Here is a 17,722-nt window from a genome sequence, read left to right as displayed (position 1 = left end):
GACTGCTTTTCCTCGGCCTCCGCCAGCTGGTCCTTCAGCTCCTCCTGCCGGGCCTGGCTCTCGGCCTGCTCCTGCTTCAGGGCGTCGATCTCGCTCTGGGTCACCGCCCGTGCGCCGCCCATGAGCATGGTGAACATGGGCAGCAGAATCAGCAGCACCATAAATCCAGCCAGCGCCGCGACCATCATCCGGCGCTTGTCTGCCTTCTGTCTCTTTGGTTGTTTCTGTGTCTTAGCCACGTCGCTGTCTCCCTTTCTCCGCAGCCCAGGCTTCTTACACCTGCAGGAATTTCCGAATCGCCAATACCGAGCCCCCCGCGCCGATCACAAAGCCGGTGAGCACGAACACGCCCAGCACCTGCAGCGCCATGGGCTGGAAGGGCAGGACCTTGATAAGCTCAATGGTATCCGAGGTGGTGATGGCGCTGCTGACCAGCGCATAAAATCCCCACTCCAGCAGGAAGGCCACCACCGCACCGAACAGCCCCAGAATCAGACCCTCAAACACGAAGGGCCAGCGGACAAAGGAGTTGGTGGCGCCGCACATCTTCATGATGGCGATTTCCTCCCGGCGGTTGAAGGTGGCCAGCTTGATGGTATTGGCGATGATGAACAGACTCACCGCCAGCAGGATGATCACCAGGATCACCGCCACCGCCCCCGCCACGTTGCGGATGACGGTAAAGCCCTCGGCGATCTCGGGCGCGGACTTGGTCCAGGCCACCCCTGTAATCTCCCCCACCGCCGCCTCCGTCTCGGGCAGCTTGCTGATGTCGTCCAGGTAGATGTGGAACCGGTCCCGGTACACCTCGGAGGGCAGGCCCTCAAACAGCGGATTGCCCTCATAGTCGGCCTCAAATTCCTCCTGGGCCTCCTCCTTGGTGACAAATTCCGCCCGGGCCACGTTGGGTATGGCCTCAATGTCGCTCTGAAGGGCTCTGGCCTGATCCTGGGTCAAAGTGTCCTCAATATAGGCCGTAAACTGGTTCTCCTTTTCCAGATCGCTGAACATATTGGAGGCGTTCACCGCCACCAGGGTAAAGGACCCCATGATGAGCAGACAGCACACGATCATGCACACAGCCGCAAAGGACATCAGGCCGTGGGTGAAGATGCTGCGGAAGCCCTCCATGAAGAAATAGCCAAAATCATATCGTTGTTTCATTATTATAATACCCGCCTGTCTCGTCGCTGATGATTCTGCCGTTTTCGATGGCCACCACCCGTTTGGAGAAGCGGTTGACCAGCTCCCGCTCATGGGTGACCACCAGCACGGTGGTGCCCAGCTCGTTGATGCGCTCCAGCAGCATCATGATCTCCAGAGAACGCATGGGGTCCAGGTTTCCGGTGGGCTCGTCGGCAATAATCATCTGGGGATTGTTCACCAGCGCCCTGGCAATGGCTACACGCTGCTGCTCGCCGCCGGAGATCTCATCCGGCCTCTGGTCGCCCTTTTTGTCCAGGCCCACCAGCTCCAGCACATAGGGCACCCGCTTGCGGATCTCCCGGGGGGATGCCCCCACAGCACGCATGGCAAACACCAGGTTTTCCCTTACCGTCTTTTTTTCAATGAGCCGGAAATCCTGAAAGATCACCCCCAGGGTACGGCGCATATAGGGCACCTGACGGGGGCGGATGTTATTCAAATTGTAGCCGTTGACCATCAGACGGCCGGCCGAAGGCGCAATCTCCGCCGTAATGAGCTTGAGAATGGTGGACTTTCCCGACCCGGAGGGGCCCACCAGGAACACAAACTCCCCGTCGTCGATGCGCATATTGACCCCCTTCAGGGCCTTGGTCCCGTTATCGTAGGACTTCTGAATATCGATCAGACGTATCACTTGGTTACCTCATCCTATGTATTTCATCGTATCCGAATCAACCGGTTCAGCACCAGCAGGGACGCCGTCTCCGGCGTCCCTGCTGACAGCGATTCAGTTGTCGATGCCCCGGGAGATCAGATATTTCTTGACCATCAGCGCCACCTTGAAGGTGATGGCGTCGTCAAACTCCCGCAGGTCCAGACCGGTCAGCTTCTTGATCTTCTCCAGCCGGTACACCAGGGTATTCCGGTGGACAAACAGCTTCCGGGCGGTCTCGGACACGTTCAGGTTGTTCTCAAAGAACTTGTTGATGGTAAACAGAGTCTCCTGGTCCAGAGCGTCAATGGGGTTCTTTTTAAAGACCTCCTGGAGGAACATCTCGCACAGGGTGGTGGGCAGCTGATAGATCAGCCGGCCAATCCCCAGGTTTTCGTAGTTGATGATGCTCTTTTCCGTATCAAACACCCGGCCCACGTCGATGGCGATGCCCGCCTCCTTATAGGCCCGGGCCAGCTCCCGGATGTGGCCCACGATGGTGCCGATGCCGATGACCACCCGGATGTGCAGCTCCTCGGTGATCTTATCCTCGATCTGCTTGGCGATCTTGTACAGGTCCCGGGTCTCCGAGCCCTCGCTGAGCTGCTTGATCAGGGCCACGTCGGTCTCGCTGATGGACAGGACAAAGTCCACCTGCTTGTCGGGGAACATGGCGTGAACCACGTCTATGAGGCCGGGATCGGTGGTCTCCACCTGCCGGATGAGAAACACCGCCCGGGGCGCCTCGGAAATAAAGTGGAGCTCCTTGGCCCGCACATAGATGTCGCCCAGCAAAATATTGTCCGAAATGATGTTCTTGACAAAGGTGGCTTTGTCGTGCTTCTCCTCATAGTAGGTTTTGGCGCCGTTGAGGGCCACGGTAGCCATGGAGCACACCATCCGGGCCTCCCCGTCCTCCCCCTTGGCAAAGGCGGCATAATCAAACTGGGAGCCCCAGCCGGTCAGGGCCTTGAAGGTACGACCTTCAAACTGGACCGTCTCTCCCTCCCCGTGGTTGACCGCCTCCACTGCGCCGGGCCAATGCTCCCCGATGCAGCTGAGTTCGTTGCAAGCCACCACCGTTCCCTCAGAATCGATCACACCTATCGCCCGGTCTGTGCTGTCCTTCATTTGTAAGACAACGCTCTGAAAAATCCTGCTGGACATGGTGTCAGCCTCCTTCATATCTCGCTTCCTCCACCCCTCGCCGCCCGCAGGCGGGTCATCGGCTGGGAACACTTCACAAACGCCCGTTCTTCTTGCCTAACAGACAATATTATACCGATTCTTTTCTCTCTTTTCAATATCTCTTTGAAAGTTTTTTGTGGAAATTGCCGAAACCGCCTGCCCGCCATGCCGTCAGGCCATTCCGCCGCCGGGCTCAGACCCCCAGCGCCTTCCGCTCCTCTTCGTTCAGCGGCCGCCACGCTCCGGGCGCCAGAGCCGGGTCCAGCGTCAGCGGTCCCATGCTCAGCCGCTTCAGATAGCGTACCGGCTTGCCCCGGCTGGCCAGCATCCGCTTGACCTGATGGTATTTTCCCTCCCGCAGGGTGACCAGCCCGGCCTCCCCATCCTCCAGAATCTCCAGGCAGGCTGGGAGACAGACCAGGCCGTCCTCCAGGGTCACCCCCTGTTGGAAGGCCGCCGCGTCCCTTTCGTCCAGCCTCCCCTCCACCTGTACGTAGTAGAGCTTGTCCACATGCCGCTTGGGTGAGAGCAGCCGGTGGGCCAGAGGTCCGTCGTTGGTGAGGAGGAGCAATCCCTCGGTATCCTTATCCAGCCGGCCCGCCGGAAACAGGCCCACCCGCTGCAGGTGCTGGGGCAGCAGGGAGAGCACCGTGGGCTCCCGTGGGTCCTCGGTGGCCGAAACCAGCCCCGCCGGTTTGTGGAGCATCAGATAGACCAGCCGCTCCCCCGATATGGTCTGACCGTCCACCTGGAACCACGCGCCCGGGTCGTGCTTTTCCTCCGGTGTGCGGGCCACCACGCCGTCTACGCTCACCCGGCCCGCCCGCACCAGCTCCCGCACTTCCTTCCGGGACCACCGGCCCGTATTGGCCAAAATCTTGTCCAAACGCTCCATGGCCGTCCTCCTTGTCCTTTTTTCGCCTGTTGGTCATACCCCGCCCCCAGGCCTCATATGGATACAATACCAGCATATTGGGAAGGGAGCGTTGCGCTGTGTTTATTTTTACCGCCAAGGTCCGCAAGGGCCGAATCGCCGCGGTAGCGGTGGCCGCCGCGGTGGTGTGCGGCGTTTTGGTGACCGGGTCCGTCCTGGCGGGAGGGCGGGATGCGGCCGCTTCCGCAGCCGTCGATCCCAAAGGGGTCAAAAGCAACGAGGACCGCATCGCCTACCTGGGCAGCTACGGCTGGACCGTTTCGGAGGAGCCGGTCTCGGTGGAGGAGCTGCTCATTCCCGAGGAGTTTGACGAAACCTACAGCCAGTACCTGGAGCTCCAGGCCTCCCAGGGTTTTGACCTCACCCAGTACTGCGGCAAGCGGGTGAAGCGGTACACCTACCAGGTCACCAACTACCCCACCGGGGAGACCAATGTCCAGGCGGGCCTGCTCATCTACAAAAATACCGTCATTGGCGGAGATGTGCTCTCCGCCCAGCTGGGAGGGTTCATCCACGGCTTGGCAATGCCCTCCTGACGAAAAAAACGCGGCGCTGGCGAAGCGCCGCGTTTTTATGCCTTCTCGTCCTGGATCACGTGGACATTCAGGTGGTTGTAGGGAATCTCGATCCCCTCCCGGTCAAAGGCCGCCTTGACCTGCTCCAGCAGGTCGTAATACAGCTCCCAATAATCCCCAGTGGCACACCACACCCGGACAGTATACTCGATGCTGCTGTCCTGGAAGGCGGACAGGCGCACAAAGGGCTCCGGGGTAAACAGGGCCATGGGGTGGGCCCCCACCACGCCCTTGATGCAGGCAATCACCTGCTCCGGCTGGGCGTCGTAGGAGACGCCAAACACCAGGTCCACCCGGCGGCGCTCCGCCGTGGTGTAGTTGATGATCTTCTCCGCGGAAATCTGGCCGTTGGGCACCGAGATCACCTTGTTGTCCACCGTGGCCAGCTTGGTATAGGCCAGGCCCACTTCCTTCACCGTGCCGCTGACTCCACCAGCCTCCACATAGTCGCCCGCCTTGAAGGGCTTGGACAATAGGACCTGGATGCCGCCGGCCAGGTTGGACAGGGTGCCCTGGATGGCCAAAGATACCGCCAGGCCGATGACCCCCAGCAGGGCCACCAGGCTGGTCATGGGCACGCCCATATAGTCCAGCACAATACACAGCGTCATCAGCCACAGGATCACCCGCAAAGCCGCGTGGATGAAGGTATGCAGGCTCTGTTCCATCTCCAGGCGGACAAACGCCCGGTCAACAAGCTTCAGCACCACCTTCATCACCACCATGCAGCCCACAAAGAGCAGCACAATGGTCAGAATCTTCTGCAAATTCAAGGTGGTAAAAAAGCTGTTGACGGACTGGATGGTCTCCTCCGCGTCCTCCGGCGTCAGATTTGTAAGATTGGTCAGCATACAGCTCATCCTTTCCGGGCGTTATTTTATCATAACTTGTCTTTTTGGACAAGCCCTTCCATTGATGAGGCTGGAAATGGTAAAATCATTGTGCTATACTTGGAATATATCTGAAGAAACGGCGGTGGGGTATGGACGACACACAGAGAGACTTTCAGGAGCAGCTAAACCGGGAAACCGAAACCCGGCTGGAACAGATGGCGCGGCCGGACTACCTCTTTCCCAAGCGGTTTTCCCGGTGGGATTATTGCCTTTGGGGACTGGTAACCGTGGGCTGCCTTCTGCTTCTGCTGGCGGGGGCGAGGTTATGAGGGGAACCAACGTGGAGGAGCGGGTCGCTCGGGATGCTCTGTTCGGCTCTCTCCCCATTCTCTCCAACGAGCGGCTGTACGGCTTTGTGGACGCTCTGCTTCTCCTCTCGGGCTATTGCATCGCCACCTGGAGCTACACCCAGGGGGCCTATCTGGCCACCCTGGTGGGATTCCGGCAGCTGCTGCTCGGCGCCTTTTTCGGGGCCATTTTCATGCTGTGTATCTATCAGCTGCCGGTGATCCTGTCGGTGCGCTACGGCATCGACATCTGGGTCTGGCTGCGGGCGGTATTCGGTGGACGGGGCGTTATGGTGATGACGGTAATCATCATTCTCATCAACTATCCCTGGTACGCCGTATGCGCCGATTTGTTCGCCTCCTCCATGGTTCGGCTGGCGGGCCTGCTGGGCCTCTCCCTTCCCGGCGGCTTCCACCCGCTGCTGGGACTGGCCTGTGTGCTGCTGGGCACAGCGCTGGCGCTGCGGGGGCCGAGAGCCATGACCAAAGTGACCCGCATCCTGGTCCCCCTGCTGCTGGCGGTGGGGGTGCTGGTGGTGATTGTCGGGTTCCGTTCGGTCCCGTTCCAGGTCATCTGGGACTATCGCCCAGTAGAACGGGCCGGTGATCCAACGGCCTATCTGCTCTCCATTGAGGCCAATTTCGCCTTTGTTATCACCCTGGTGGGGGGTATGGCAGGAGTACCGCGACTGGTTCGCAGCGAGCGGGCCGGATTCTGGGCCGGTGTGCTGGGCCAGGGTGCGGCAGGCTCTTTCTTTGTGGTGGTAGGGGCCGTCATGGCCATCGCCATGGGACACGTTACAGGCCAGATGGTGGAGGACCCCACTCTGATGCTGGCTACGCTGGCTGCCCCCGCCATGGCCCTGTGCTCCCTGCTGCTGGTGGCTTTCGCCAATATCGGCACTCAGGCGGTGGGAGGATACCTCTACGGCGTGATGCTCAAGTCCGCCTTCCGGACCGCCAGCTATCGGGCCATTTTGCTGGTACTGGCCCTCTATGCCTGTATTCTGGTCCTCTGGGGCGGCGTGGTGGAGTATTTCGGGTCCTTCCTCACGCTGAGCGCCTGCATCTATGCCCCTCTGGCCGCCCTCCTCTTCGCGGATTTCTTCGTGGTACGGCGGCAGCATCTGGCCCTCCGCTCCGCCTTCGGGCTGCCCGGATACCAGGCCTACCACTACACCGGCGGTTTCAATCTGATCGGGCTGGCCTGCGTGGCGGCGGGCGTGGCCCTGTCTCTGGCGGTATACGACCCGGTCTCCGGCACGGTACGGTGCGCTGCGCTGTTCACCCTGACCCCCACCGGTCTCTCCTTTTTGGGTACAGGGGTTCTGTATGTCGTACTCAGCTGGCTCCCGCCCGTCCGCCGCTATTTACTGCAGGATCGAAAGGAAGTAACGGTATGAGCAGCAAAAAAATTGATACTACCCCCTTTGACCGGAAACGGGAGCCCCCACGGCAGAATCCGTTGATTATGCCGGCGTTGTGGTTTTGGAGCTGGCTCTCCACCCGGTCAGGCAAGCTGCGCATCCGAAAAACAGATATGGAGGGGCTTAAGCCCCCTTTTTTGGTCTTGGCCACCCACCACGCTTTTATGGACTTCTATGTGACCCCGCTGTGCCTGTTTCCCCACCGGGCCAACTATGTGTCGGAGCTGGAGGGGTTTGAATATTATGGAGAGTGGCCTTATCGCCAGGCGGGCTGTCTGGGCACCCGGAAGTTTGTCAACGACCTGGCCCTGGTCCGCAACATCCGCCGCTGCATGGATCGGGGAGGCATTCTGGTACTCTACCCCGAGGCCCGGTACGCCAATGTGGGCACCAGCTCCCTGCTGCCCCCTTCCACAGCCAAGCTCATTCACTATCTGAAGGTGCCGGTGGTAACCATCAATATGCGGGGCAATTACCTCCAGTCCCCCATCTGGAATCTGCGCAAGCGCAAAGGTGTTCAGCTGGAGGCCGACGTACAGCAGCTGCTGACGGCGGAACAGGCCGGCTCCATGCCTCTGGATGAAATCCAGGCCGCCGTGCAGGAGGCCCTCACCTATGACGAATACGCCTGGCAGGCCCACACCGGCATGGTCATCGACGTGCCCTGGCGAGCTGAGGGCCTGGAGCACCCCCTCTACCAGTGTCCTGCCTGCGGGACGGAATTTCAGATGTCCTCCCAGGGCGCGGAGATCTTCTGCGGCGCCTGCGGCGCCCGCTGGCGCATGACCGAATACGGTCAGCTGCAGGGAGTGGGCGATACTCCCACCCTTTTCTCCCACATTCCTGACTGGTATGAGTGGGAGCGCCGGCAAGTCATGGAGGCCTTGGCCTGGGACGCCTACGAGGAGGATATGCGGGTGCGGGTGCAGTCCCTGCCCAACGCGGTCAATTTTATCGAACTGGGCGAGGGCAGACTCCACCATGGCCCGGAGGGGTTTGCGCTGACCTTTACCGATTACGGGGCCAGTGAGCCCTCCACCCTGCGGTTTCCCGCCCAGTCCACCTTCTCGATCCACACGGAATACGACTACCGTGGACAGGGGGAGTGCATCACCCTCTCCACCCCGGACAACACCTATTTCCTCTACCCTCTGGAAGAGGGCTTCAGCGCCACCAAGCTTCAGTTTGCCACCGAAGCGCTCTGGCAGCGCGCGACAAAAAAGACCGCAAATATCTAAATATAACAGCAACAAACCGGGGTTCGCCGCAGCAGGCGAACCCCGGTTTACTGATAAAAAAGGACCTGCCTTCCGGCAGGTCCTTTGGGAGAGTAAAAATTACTCCTCGATGTCGATAACAACGCCGGAACCCACGGTACGGCCACCCTCACGGATAGCGAAACGCAGGCCCTTCTCGATGGCGATGGGGGTGATCAGCTCCACCTTCATGTCCACGTTGTCGCCGGGCATGCACATCTCAGTGCCCTCGGGCAGAGTGATGACGCCGGTAACGTCGGTGGTACGGAAGTAGAACTGAGGACGATAGTTGTTGAAGAAGGGGGTGTGACGGCCGCCCTCGTCCTTGCTCAGGACGTACACCTGGCCGGTGAACTTGGTGTGGGGGTGAATGGAGCCGGGCTTGCACAGAACCTGGCCGCGCTCGATGTCGGTCTTGGCAACGCCGCGGAGCAGGGTGCCGATGTTGTCGCCAGCCTCAGCGTAGTCCAGCAGCTTGCGGAACATCTCGATGCCGGTAACGACGGTCTTCTTCTTCTCGTCGGTCAGACCAACGATCTCCACTTCCTCGTTCATCTTGATGACGCCGCGCTCCACACGACCGGTAGCCACGGTGCCGCGGCCGGTGATGGTGAACACGTCCTCGACGGGCATCAAGAAGGGCAGAGTGTCGTCGCGGGGAGGAGTGGGGATATAGCTGTCAACAGCGTCCATCAGCTCCTTGATGCAGGCGAAGTCGGGATCGTCGGGGTTGCCGGACTCGCAGGTCAGAGCGTTCAGAGCGGAGCCCTTGATGATGGGGATGTCGTCGCCGGGGAACTCGTACTTGGACAGGACCTCACGGACCTCCATCTCCACCAGCTCCAGCAGCTCCTCGTCGTCAACCTGATCGCACTTGTTCAGGAACACAACGATGGCGGGCACGCCCACCTGACGGGCCAGCAGGATGTGCTCACGGGTCTGAGCCATGGGGCCGTCGGTAGCGGCGATAACCAGGATAGCGCCGTCCATCTGAGCAGCGCCGGTAATCATGTTCTTGATATAGTCGGCGTGGCCCGGGCAGTCAACGTGAGCATAGTGACGGGCGTCGGTCTCGTACTCCACGTGGGCGGTGTTGATGGTGATGCCGCGCTCGCGCTCCTCGGGAGCCTTGTCGATGCTGGAGTAGTCCTCGTACTGAGCCTGGCCCTTCAGAGCCAGATACTTGGTGATAGCAGCGGTCAGAGTGGTCTTGCCGTGGTCAACGTGGCCGATGGTGCCGATGTTGACATGGGGCTTGGTGCGCTCAAATTTAGCCTTAGCCATTTTGGATGTTCCTCCTTAATTTCTAATCATGGGGATAAACCCTGTTTCCACAATAAACGCGAAAACATTGTATAGCATTGCAGGAAAAAATGCAATACCTTTGTTGCAGGAAATGCCAAAAGACAGAGATTACTCCTCTTTCCGGCCCCGCTCAGCGATGATCTTGTCGGCAATGCTCTTGGGGATCTCCACATAGCTGTGGGGCTCCATGGAGTACTGGCCGCGGCCCTGCGTGGAAGAACGCAGGTCGGTGGCGTAGCCGAACATGCTGGCCAGAGGCACCAGGGCGTCCACCTGGGTGGCGCCGGGGCGGCTCTCCTGACCCTGGATCATGCCGCGGCGGCTGGTCAGGTCGCCGATGACGTTGCCCAGATACTCGTCGGGCACGATGACGGAAACCTTCATCACAGGCTCCAGCAGCACGGGATTGGCCTTGCGGCAGGCCTCCTTGAAGGCCATGGAACCGGCAATCTTAAAGGCCATTTCAGAGGAGTCCACCTCGTGGTAGGAGCCGAAGGTCAGGTGAACCTTCACGTCCACAACGGGGTAGCCGGCCAGGATACCCGCCTGCATGGCGCCCTGGATACCGGCGTCAACCGCGGGGATATACTCCTTGGGAATGACGCCGCCGGTGATCTCGTTGAGGAACTCGTAGCCCTTGCCGGGCTCGTTGGGCTCCACGGTGATGCGGACGTGACCGTACTGGCCCTTACCGCCGGACTGACGGGCATACTTGGTGTCCTGCTCCACAGGCTTCTTGATGGTCTCCTTGTAGGCCACCTGGGGCGCGCCTACGTTGGCCTCCACCTTGAACTCGCGGAGCAGACGGTCCACGATGATCTCCAGATGGAGCTCGCCCATGCCGGCGATGATGGTCTGACCGGTCTCCTCGTCGGTGTAGGTCTTGAAGGTGGGGTCCTCCTCGGCCAGCTTCACCAGAGCCAGGCCCATCTTCTCCTGACCGGCCTTGGTCTTGGGCTCGATGGCCACCCGGATCACGGGGTCGGGGAACTCCATGGACTCCAGGATGATGGGAGCCTTCTCATCGCACAGGGTGTCACCGGTGGTGGTGTTCTTCAGACCCACGGCGGCGGCGATATCGCCGGAGTAAACCTCCTCGATATCCTCCCGGTGGTTGGCGTGCATCTGCAGGATCCGGCCCATGCGCTCCTTCTGGTTCTTGGTGCTGTTGAGCACGGAGGAACCGGTGGTCAGCTTGCCGGAGTACACGCGGAAGAAGGACAGACGGCCCACATAGGGGTCGGTCATGATCTTGAAGGCCAGAGCGGAGAAGGGCGCGTTGTCGTCGGCGGGACGCTCGTCCTCCTCGTCGGTGTCGGGGTTCACGCCCTTGATGGCCGGGATGTCCAGCGGGGAGGGCATGAAGTCCACGATGGCGTCCAGCAGCTTCTGCACGCCCTTGTTGCGGTAGGAGGTGCCGCAGGTCACGGGAACCAGCAGGTTCTCAATGGTACCCTTGCGCAGGGCCCGGCGAAGCATATCCTCGGGGATGGGCTTCTCCTCCAGGGCCAGCTCCATGATCTCGTCGTCGATGTCGGCGCAGGCGTCCACCAGCTTGGTGCGGTACTCCTGGGCCAGCTCCATCATGTCGGCGGGGATCTCCTCCACCCGCATGTCCTTGCCCAGCTCGTCGTAGTAGATGTCGGCGTCCATCTCCACCAGGTCGATGATGCCCTTGAAGGTATCCTCGGAGCCAATGGGGAGCTGGATGGGCACGGCGTTACACTTCAGCCGGTCGTGGATCATGTTGAGCACGTTGTAGAAATCGGCGCCCATGATGTCCATCTTGTTGACGTAGATCATGCGGGGCACCTTGTAGTGGTCGGCCTGGCGCCACACGGTCTCAGACTGGGGCTCCACGCCGCCCTTGGCGCACATGACGGTCACGGAGCCGTCCAGCACGCGCAGGGAGCGCTCCACCTCAACGGTGAAGTCCACGTGACCCGGGGTGTCAATGATGTTGATGCGGGTCTGGGGGAACTGCTGCTTGGAACCGGTCCAGTAGCAGGTGGTGGCGGCGGAGGTGATGGTGATGCCGCGCTCCTGCTCCTGCGCCATCCAGTCCATGGTGGCGGTGCCGTCATGGGTCTCACCGATCTTGTAGTTGACGCCGGTGTAGTAGAGGATGCGCTCGGTGGTGGTAGTCTTACCGGCGTCAATGTGAGCCATGATGCCGATGTTTCTGGTATTCTCTAAGGTAACTTTCCTAGGCATACTCTAACTCCTTATTACCAGCGATAGTGCGCGAAGGCCTTGTTGGACTCGGCCATCTTGTGAGTATCCTCACGCTTCTTGACCGCGGAGCCGAGGTTGTTGGCGGCATCCATGATCTCGCCGGCCAGCCGCTCCTTCATGGTCTTCTCGCTGCGATTGCGGGAGTAGTTGGTCAGCCACCGCAGACCCAGGGTCTGCCGGCGCTCGGGACGAACCTCGATAGGCACCTGATAGGTGGCGCCGCCCACGCGGCGGGCCTTAACCTCCAGGGACGGCATGATGTTCTCCAGAGCGGTGGTGAACACGTCCAGGGGGTCCTTCTCGGTCTTTTCCTTAATGATATCGAAAGCTCCGTAGACCACTTTCTGGGCCACGCCCTTCTTGCCGTCCAGCATGATGCTGTTGACCAGCTTGGTCACCAGGACGGAATTGTAGATAGGATCGGGCAGGACCTCCCGCTTGGGTACGTTTCCTCTTCTGGGCACTTTGCTTCCCTCCTTCATAGTATGATTTCATAGGTACTCGAAGGCTTTCAAAAAGCCCCCGTGTAAGACAAGTGCCTGCTTGTCCAGTGCCCCACAGAAAACGCCCCTATTATATAGGTAAGCGCCTCCGCAAGGACAACTGCCTTGCGCTTCACGCGCGTAAAAATGTCATGGGAATTTGAATCGAAGCCTCTGCTGAGCAGATTACTTCTTGCCGGCCTTGGGCCGCTTGGCGCCGTACTTGGAACGGCCCTGCATCCGGTTGGCAACGCCCTGGGCATCCAGAGTGCCGCGGATGATGTGGTAACGCACGCCGGGCAGGTCCTTGACACGACCGCCGCGGATCATGACCACGGAGTGCTCCTGCAGGTTGTGGCCCACACCGGGAATATAAGCGGTCACTTCGTAGCCATTGGTCAGACGCACACGGGCGATCTTACGCAGCGCGGAGTTAGGCTTCTTCGGGGTGGAGGTACGAACAGCGGTGCACACACCTCTCTTCTGGGGAGAAGGCAGGTCGGTCTCCCGATTCTTCAGAGTGTTCAGACCCTTCTGCATAGCGGGAGAGTTGGACTTGTAGGTCACGGCCTCGCGTCCCTTCCGGACGAGCTGGTTAAACGTAGGCATGGTTTTCCTCCTTTCTTCTGTTCTGAAATATATATTTTAACGGAATAAGCAAAAGTTATACCGTTAAAACCAAATTTAGTGCAGCAGCGCAGCCACTGCGCTGCCCACGGCAATGCCGCAGGCGGAGCCCAGCTCCTTCATCTGAGCCACACGCTCCACCGGAATGGACCGCTCGCCGCACAGAACGGCAATGGGGTCGGTCACCCGGGGGTCGGCGTCCTCCGCCAGAAATACGCGGGCGGCTTTCCCATCGTTGATGGCCCGCTTGGTCTGCTTTACGCCCACCACTTTGGGCCCCTGCTTGAGTTCCGCCAGCATCAGCCTGCCGCTCCTTCCTTTGTTACATTAACGGGAAGCGGCGGATCCCCGGCTTCCTCACACTGGCAGGCACACCTGCGCAATTTGGAATTATACCATATGACATTTTTGAAGTCAATTAGAAAATCACTAGATTTCTCAGGCTTTTCTGGACTTTTCCCGGTCAGATATACCAGAAGGGCCTTTTCGCCCTCAAACAGGCCGGCAGGGACCCTTCCGGCTGTTTCTTTTTGTTATCGTTTGTTGCCGTTTTTGGTGCCAAAACCGCAAAAAATGTTGCCGAGTCCTTTTTTCTTTTTCTCTGAATCCATTGGGGCGCAATGGGTTGATGGTTTGCGACAAAATTTCCTATTGACTTTTTGACCCCGAACCGGTTACAATATGGTTACAATTCAGCAACCAACAAGTAACAGACTGTAACAGGAGGATTCCTTACCATGAAAAAACGAGCCCTTCGTGCGTTCGTCTGTCTGGCCATCTGTTTTACCCTGGCCGGGCCGGCCTACGCCACCGAGAGCGGCGTCACGGTTACCGTAAACGGTACCGCAATTGAGACGGGATTTGCCTCACAGGTACTCAATAATCAGACCTACGTCTCTTATCTGCCCATTGTGAGCGCGCTCTATCCCGACGCCACCGCAGTTTGGGCCAACAACCAGGCGGAGGTCACCGCCCCGGGTCTGAAGCTGTGCATCAAGCCGGAAGCCAAATATATTGTAGCCAACGGCCGCTACCTCTATGTCCCCGACGGCGTCAAGGTAGACGGTGCCCACATTCTGGTTCCGGTGCGCACCCTGTGCCAGGCGCTGGGCGCCACCGTGACCTGGGACGATGCCACGTCCACCATCACCATCGCCGCCGGCAGCGGCCCCATCGCTTCCGGAGACAGCTTCTACAACTCCACCGACCTGTACTGGCTCTCCCGCATTATTTATGCGGAGAGCGGCAACCAGTCCCTGGAGGGGAAGATCGCCGTGGGCAACGTGGTGCTCAACCGTGTGGCCAGCTCCCTGTTCCCCAACAGCGTGTATGACGTGATCTTCCAGCGCAACCAGTTCACCCCCGCCTCCAGCGGCAGCATCAACCGTGAGCCCAGCGAGGACGCGGTGATTGCCGCCAAGCTGTGCCTGGACGGCGCCAACACCGCTGACAATGCGCTGTACTTCGTCAATCCCAAGGCCTCTCCCAACAGCTGGGCCTCCCGGAACTGCACCTACGTTGCCACCATCGGCGCCCACGCCTTTTTTGCCTGAATTGTAAAAGGGGCCTGACCCGCAGGGTCAGGCCCCTTTTGATTTTTCTTTGGATTTTTTAAAATAACTCTTGACTTAAAGAAAAAACCTGCTATAATAATCTCTGCTGCTCAGCTCAACAGCAGCAAACAATAGAATAGTTGGAGTAGTATCGAAGTGGTCATAACGAGCACGACTGGAAATCGTGTGGCCGTCAAAAGCGGCCCGAGGGTTCGAATCCCTCCTACTCCGCCAGACAAGAGGACACAACGCAAGTTGTGTCCTCTTGCTTTATATTCAAAAAGGAACACCAGCCATTGCCTGGTGTTCCTTTTTTGAATCGCCCGAATGCGACCGCCGCATATGGATCTCTACCGCCCTATTTGAATGTCAACCCCGCAGATTTCGATATGGTCCAGCGCATCCAGATCAATAAAACTCTCGTAGCCCTGCACGATCCGCAGCTCTCCCGTCGCATTGTTGCTGCCGCTGCCCGCCCGGCTGCCGAAGGGCGCATAGCGGGTTTCTAGCTGCATGACGTTACCCTCATGGTCATACAGAACAATGGTGGGATCTGTGATGTTTGTACCGTTGGGATAGCGCTGACACTGCCCGATCAGCCCCTCTCCCTGGAAAGAAAGTGTGATGGAAACAGGAGAAACTGTCAGTTCTGTCAGGGTGGCAGTGGTGTCCAGTACAGGGACGGATACCTGCGGTTCCAGCCGGATGCTCTGATCCGCCAGGTCCAGTCGGATATCCCGGAAAGACCAGCTCCCCTCGAAGTCACAGGCCCCATTGCCATGGCTGAGTTTGCCCAGCGTCAAAGAAAGGCTCTTCCCATCCAGAGACTCCTGACAATTCATCCAGAGGACAAAGCGAAGATGGTTGTCCATCTCGCTGTCATCTGGGATCTGACTGATATACCACGCTCCGGGGTGTCTGGCACCTTCGCTGACGTCAATGTCGATTTCTTCGATCCCATATGGGAGAGGTGACCCCTGCTCCGTCAGCACAGTTCCCTCGGGGGCTGTAACCTCTATTCCCACATACAGGCGGTTGTCGTCGCCGATGCAGTCGGTAAGGGTCATGGTCCACCCATCCACAGTTTGGCTCAGGTTCAAAATCTGACTGTTCTTCTGGTAGACATAGGCCGCAGACGCTCCAAAGTAGGTCTGCAGGACTGGCTTGAGCAGAAATACAGCTCCCGTTGTGAGCATCAGCAGTCCCGCAATCACCGCTGCGACCAAACCTACCCAGAAAAGCCCCCTGGGCTTTGCGTCCTTCCGGTCCATACCCGTCAACGCCTCCTCCACATAGGCAGACCAAAAGGATAATAGGAGAAGAAGTCTTTCGGCAGACGCATGGCTCTGGGATACTGGTTCCGCTGTGCGGCTGCATTTCCGCCCCGGCAGTCTTTATACCATTGCAGGCGGATCTGCTGAACCAGAAGTGTGGGCAGATGCTCCAACTGATGCTTATTCTATTTCATCGCCATACCTCCTTCCTTGATAGATCCCTCCAATGGTCTTCCATGTTTCAGGCATTTACAACTCTGCCACAAACTCATAGGAAACCGCAATGATGTTGTAAACATCATCGTATGTAAACAGCCGGTAGTGCCGATAGATGCCTTTGTCAAAGTCCTCCCGCACTGGCAGAGACTTCAGCCAGGTGCTGTCCTCAATTAAATCGAAGGAACTGCCATCCAGATACTCCGTCCCAGCCATATTTTCATAGGTGTCCAATTCACAGGTAAAATAGGCCAGCACCTGCCGGAAGGTGAGTGTATAGGGAAACCAGTCTTTTTCGTCCCTGCACTGGGAGATTAGATGGCCATTGATGTCCCCCGTAAAGGTCAGATTGTTCAGAGCATCCTGTTTCACCTGATCCAGATAGATGCAGTCCCGTCCCTTCAAAACACCTAAGCAGGTATTAACAGCAGTCGCTTTTTCCATAGGCAATTCTCTTTCATCAGCTTTCATGGGTAATACAGAAAATCTCCTGGTTTAAGTCAAAGTAGATTACCATCAACTCGTCGGTGATCTCCGGGTTGAAGGACAGATCCATAATGAAAACTTGTTGATCCATCTCGTCATCCACCAGACTGCCGAACCGCTTGAGCTTCAAAAAGTCCACCATCTCGGCAAAGGACAGCTTGGATGGGTCGGTTCCCGGAAAAAGTTCCGCCGCAATATCCGGGCCTACATCGTCCCGGTGGAACTCCATGAAAAATGTCACAACGCTATGGTAGCGGCTGTCCTCGTCCGCCAGCGCCGCTTTGATGGCGGCTTTGGCCTTTTCCGCCAATTTCTCCGCCTCATCCAGCATTTCTCCCACCGCATCCATAGCAGCAGGATCAGCAGTCAGTTCTTCCTCTACATCGAAGAGAAAGGGCAGTCCCGATTCCTCGGGAAAGTTGAAGATTTCCTCGCCGGGTGTATATGTAAAATCAATGCGTTTACAGTTCAGTTTCATAATGTTATCCTCCTTACCCCTCAATGTTGGCAGTTTTGAGGCCCTTTTTCAAAGAGCCGTAGACCGTCACCGCATGGTCGGTGAAGATCTCGTCGCAGTCAAACCAGGCGGTGAAGCTGCCGCCGGAGGTGACGGACAGGCTCGTCATGCTGATCCGCCGGGCCAGTTCTCCCTCTGTGATGGGGTCGGTTTCCGGGTCACGGGGATTTTCTTCATCTTGGGAGAGCCAGTTGTTGGCCAGCTCGGTCAGGTTCTTGGCTGCAAGCTCCCGCATGGCTTTGTCCCAGGTGTCACAGTCGGCCAGCAGCTTCTTGGCGGCACTGCGGGCGCGGGTCCAGGAGGGCTTGCTCTCGGCATTGACTTCCAGAGAAAGGCTCACATCCTTTCCGCACCACTGGATTTCGCCCTCGAAGGTATCATAGTCCTTGTCCAGTGTCAGTTCTCCCAGCACCTGGTCCTGGATCACCACTGGCTTGTGGTACTCGTCCAGAACGGCCTGGAGTTCCGGGCAGTCCTCGTGGGCCTTGACCACCTGGGAAATACACCAGGGGCGCACCACCAGATCCTTTGCCAATTCTTCTTTCATCCGGCGGATCTTCAGGCGGCAGATCTGCTCCTTGCCAAAGCGTCCCCAGCCCTTGTCGCTAT

At 58.6% G+C, this 17,722-nt stretch carries 19 protein-coding genes, 1 tRNA gene and 1 pseudogene; 6 read left to right on the top strand and 15 right to left on the bottom strand.

The window, feature by feature from the left end; genetic code table 11:
- The 5 genes and pseudogenes from B5F88_RS15070 to B5F88_RS15050 all read right to left on the bottom strand — a co-directional run.
- Positions 1 to 239 (bottom strand): annotated as a pseudogene (locus B5F88_RS15070) (peptidase M23); the annotation flags it as partial.
- Positions 240 to 273: 34 nt separating this feature from the next.
- Positions 274 to 1,164, bottom strand: a complete 891-nt coding sequence (ftsX, locus tag B5F88_RS15065) for a permease-like cell division protein FtsX (protein ID WP_087347795.1) — start codon at positions 1,162 to 1,164, stop codon at positions 274 to 276.
- Positions 1,148 to 1,840, bottom strand: coding sequence for a cell division ATP-binding protein FtsE (gene ftsE, locus B5F88_RS15060; RefSeq protein WP_087347793.1), 693 nt, complete (start codon positions 1,838 to 1,840; stop codon positions 1,148 to 1,150). Before ftsE ends, ftsX begins: the two co-directional genes overlap by 17 nt.
- Positions 1,841 to 1,933: 93 nt before the next feature.
- Complete coding sequence (locus B5F88_RS15055) at positions 1,934 to 3,025, bottom strand: helix-turn-helix domain-containing protein (RefSeq protein WP_087347797.1); 1,092 nt, start codon at positions 3,023 to 3,025, stop codon at positions 1,934 to 1,936.
- 214 nt (positions 3,026 to 3,239) lie between these two features.
- On the bottom strand, positions 3,240 to 3,941 hold the full coding sequence (locus B5F88_RS15050) for a pseudouridine synthase (RefSeq protein ID WP_087347791.1): 702 nt from the start codon (positions 3,939 to 3,941) through the stop codon (positions 3,240 to 3,242).
- Between the two features lie 98 nt (positions 3,942 to 4,039).
- On the opposite strand from B5F88_RS15050, the gene B5F88_RS15045 reads away from it, so the two are divergent.
- Positions 4,040 to 4,516 carry a DUF4830 domain-containing protein gene (locus B5F88_RS15045; protein WP_087347790.1) on the top strand — a complete coding sequence of 159 codons (477 nt, stop codon included), beginning with the start codon at positions 4,040 to 4,042 and terminating at the stop codon, positions 4,514 to 4,516.
- Between the two features lie 35 nt (positions 4,517 to 4,551).
- Here the strand turns inward: B5F88_RS15045 and B5F88_RS15040 are convergent, their stop codons facing one another.
- A complete protein-coding gene (locus B5F88_RS15040; protein ID WP_242959820.1) occupies positions 4,552 to 5,406 on the bottom strand; it encodes a mechanosensitive ion channel family protein in 855 nt (284 codons plus the stop codon).
- A 131-nt stretch (positions 5,407 to 5,537) separates the two neighbouring features.
- On the opposite strand from B5F88_RS15040, the gene B5F88_RS20765 reads away from it, so the two are divergent.
- The 3 genes from B5F88_RS20765 to B5F88_RS15030 are packed head-to-tail and all read left to right on the top strand — an operon-like array spanning position 5,538 to position 8,400.
- The gene (locus B5F88_RS20765; RefSeq protein WP_162612202.1) at positions 5,538 to 5,717 is read left to right on the top strand and encodes a hypothetical protein; all 180 of its coding nucleotides are present in this window, start codon (positions 5,538 to 5,540) and stop codon (positions 5,715 to 5,717) included.
- Positions 5,714 to 7,138 carry a cytosine permease gene (locus tag B5F88_RS15035; protein ID WP_162612201.1) on the top strand — a complete coding sequence of 475 codons (1,425 nt, stop codon included), beginning with the start codon at positions 5,714 to 5,716 and terminating at the stop codon, positions 7,136 to 7,138. The genes B5F88_RS20765 and B5F88_RS15035 overlap by 4 nt, the downstream gene beginning before the upstream one ends.
- Entirely contained in the window at positions 7,135 to 8,400 is a 1,266-nt protein-coding gene (locus B5F88_RS15030; RefSeq protein ID WP_087347784.1) for a hypothetical protein, read from the top strand. Before B5F88_RS15035 ends, B5F88_RS15030 begins: the two co-directional genes overlap by 4 nt.
- A gap of 99 nt (positions 8,401 to 8,499) precedes the next feature.
- Here B5F88_RS15030 and tuf read toward each other — a convergent pair whose 3' ends face one another.
- From tuf to B5F88_RS15005, 5 genes are all read right to left on the bottom strand, one after another.
- A complete protein-coding gene (gene tuf / locus B5F88_RS15025; protein ID WP_087347781.1) occupies positions 8,500 to 9,702 on the bottom strand; it encodes an elongation factor Tu in 1,203 nt (400 codons plus the stop codon).
- A 129-nt stretch (positions 9,703 to 9,831) separates the two neighbouring features.
- Positions 9,832 to 11,937 (bottom strand): elongation factor G, encoded by a 2,106-nt coding sequence (fusA, locus tag B5F88_RS15020; RefSeq protein WP_087347779.1) that lies wholly within the window; start codon positions 11,935 to 11,937, stop codon positions 9,832 to 9,834.
- A 14-nt stretch (positions 11,938 to 11,951) separates the two neighbouring features.
- Positions 11,952 to 12,422 (bottom strand): 30S ribosomal protein S7, encoded by a 471-nt coding sequence (gene rpsG, locus B5F88_RS15015; RefSeq protein WP_204246253.1) that lies wholly within the window; start codon positions 12,420 to 12,422, stop codon positions 11,952 to 11,954.
- 204 nt (positions 12,423 to 12,626) lie between these two features.
- Positions 12,627 to 13,049: a 30S ribosomal protein S12 gene (gene rpsL, locus B5F88_RS15010; RefSeq protein WP_087187743.1), complete on the bottom strand. Its 423-nt coding sequence runs from the start codon at positions 13,047 to 13,049 to the stop codon at positions 12,627 to 12,629.
- Positions 13,050 to 13,124: 75 nt separating this feature from the next.
- Positions 13,125 to 13,367: a ribosomal L7Ae/L30e/S12e/Gadd45 family protein gene (locus B5F88_RS15005; RefSeq protein WP_087347775.1), complete on the bottom strand. Its 243-nt coding sequence runs from the start codon at positions 13,365 to 13,367 to the stop codon at positions 13,125 to 13,127.
- Positions 13,368 to 13,804: 437 nt separating this feature from the next.
- Between B5F88_RS15005 and B5F88_RS15000 the strand changes: the two genes are divergently transcribed.
- A complete protein-coding gene (locus B5F88_RS15000; protein ID WP_087347773.1) occupies positions 13,805 to 14,620 on the top strand; it encodes a cell wall hydrolase in 816 nt (271 codons plus the stop codon).
- A gap of 142 nt (positions 14,621 to 14,762) precedes the next feature.
- Positions 14,763 to 14,854 (top strand) — tRNA-Ser (locus B5F88_RS14995).
- Positions 14,855 to 14,970: 116 nt separating this feature from the next.
- On the opposite strand, the gene B5F88_RS14990 is transcribed toward B5F88_RS14995, so the two are convergent.
- From B5F88_RS14990 to B5F88_RS14975, 4 genes are all read right to left on the bottom strand, one after another.
- Positions 14,971 to 15,891, bottom strand: a complete 921-nt coding sequence (locus tag B5F88_RS14990) for a DUF4179 domain-containing protein (protein ID WP_087347771.1) — start codon at positions 15,889 to 15,891, stop codon at positions 14,971 to 14,973.
- A 252-nt stretch (positions 15,892 to 16,143) separates the two neighbouring features.
- Entirely contained in the window at positions 16,144 to 16,554 is a 411-nt protein-coding gene (locus B5F88_RS14985) for a hypothetical protein (protein ID WP_242959819.1), read from the bottom strand.
- A 16-nt stretch (positions 16,555 to 16,570) separates the two neighbouring features.
- Positions 16,571 to 17,074, bottom strand: coding sequence for a DUF2004 domain-containing protein (locus B5F88_RS14980; RefSeq protein WP_087347766.1), 504 nt, complete (start codon positions 17,072 to 17,074; stop codon positions 16,571 to 16,573).
- Between the two features lie 13 nt (positions 17,075 to 17,087).
- On the bottom strand, positions 17,088 to 17,722 hold a 635-nt coding region (locus B5F88_RS14975; protein ID WP_087347764.1), incomplete at its 5' end, for a DUF2262 domain-containing protein.

Origin of the sequence: Flavonifractor sp. An306, assembly GCF_002159455.1 — a bacterium.
Classification (GTDB): domain Bacteria; phylum Bacillota; class Clostridia; order Oscillospirales; family Oscillospiraceae; genus Flavonifractor.
Note: the sequence above shows the minus strand (reverse complement) of the source record. Positions and strands in the feature narration are given on the sequence as shown.

Coding starts and splice junctions, on each gene's coding strand:
- B5F88_RS14985 (WP_242959819.1), bottom strand. CDS start 16,554: ATGGAAAAAGCGACTGCTGTTAATACCTGCTTAGGTGTTTTGAAGGGA.
- B5F88_RS15000 (WP_087347773.1), top strand. CDS start 13,805: ATGAAAAAACGAGCCCTTCGTGCGTTCGTCTGTCTGGCCATCTGTTTT.
- B5F88_RS15050 (WP_087347791.1), bottom strand. CDS start 3,941: ATGGAGCGTTTGGACAAGATTTTGGCCAATACGGGCCGGTGGTCCCGG.
- B5F88_RS15035 (WP_162612201.1), top strand. CDS start 5,714: ATGAGGGGAACCAACGTGGAGGAGCGGGTCGCTCGGGATGCTCTGTTC.
- rpsL (WP_087187743.1), bottom strand. CDS start 13,049: ATGCCTACGTTTAACCAGCTCGTCCGGAAGGGACGCGAGGCCGTGACC.
- B5F88_RS20765 (WP_162612202.1), top strand. CDS start 5,538: ATGGACGACACACAGAGAGACTTTCAGGAGCAGCTAAACCGGGAAACC.
- B5F88_RS15040 (WP_242959820.1), bottom strand. CDS start 5,406: ATGCTGACCAATCTTACAAATCTGACGCCGGAGGACGCGGAGGAGACC.
- ftsX (WP_087347795.1), bottom strand. CDS start 1,164: ATGAAACAACGATATGATTTTGGCTATTTCTTCATGGAGGGCTTCCGC.
- B5F88_RS14980 (WP_087347766.1), bottom strand. CDS start 17,074: ATGAAACTGAACTGTAAACGCATTGATTTTACATATACACCCGGCGAG.
- B5F88_RS15055 (WP_087347797.1), bottom strand. CDS start 3,025: ATGTCCAGCAGGATTTTTCAGAGCGTTGTCTTACAAATGAAGGACAGC.
- B5F88_RS14990 (WP_087347771.1), bottom strand. CDS start 15,891: ATGGACCGGAAGGACGCAAAGCCCAGGGGGCTTTTCTGGGTAGGTTTG.
- tuf (WP_087347781.1), bottom strand. CDS start 9,702: ATGGCTAAGGCTAAATTTGAGCGCACCAAGCCCCATGTCAACATCGGC.
- B5F88_RS15005 (WP_087347775.1), bottom strand. CDS start 13,367: ATGCTGGCGGAACTCAAGCAGGGGCCCAAAGTGGTGGGCGTAAAGCAG.
- fusA (WP_087347779.1), bottom strand. CDS start 11,937: ATGCCTAGGAAAGTTACCTTAGAGAATACCAGAAACATCGGCATCATG.
- B5F88_RS15030 (WP_087347784.1), top strand. CDS start 7,135: ATGAGCAGCAAAAAAATTGATACTACCCCCTTTGACCGGAAACGGGAG.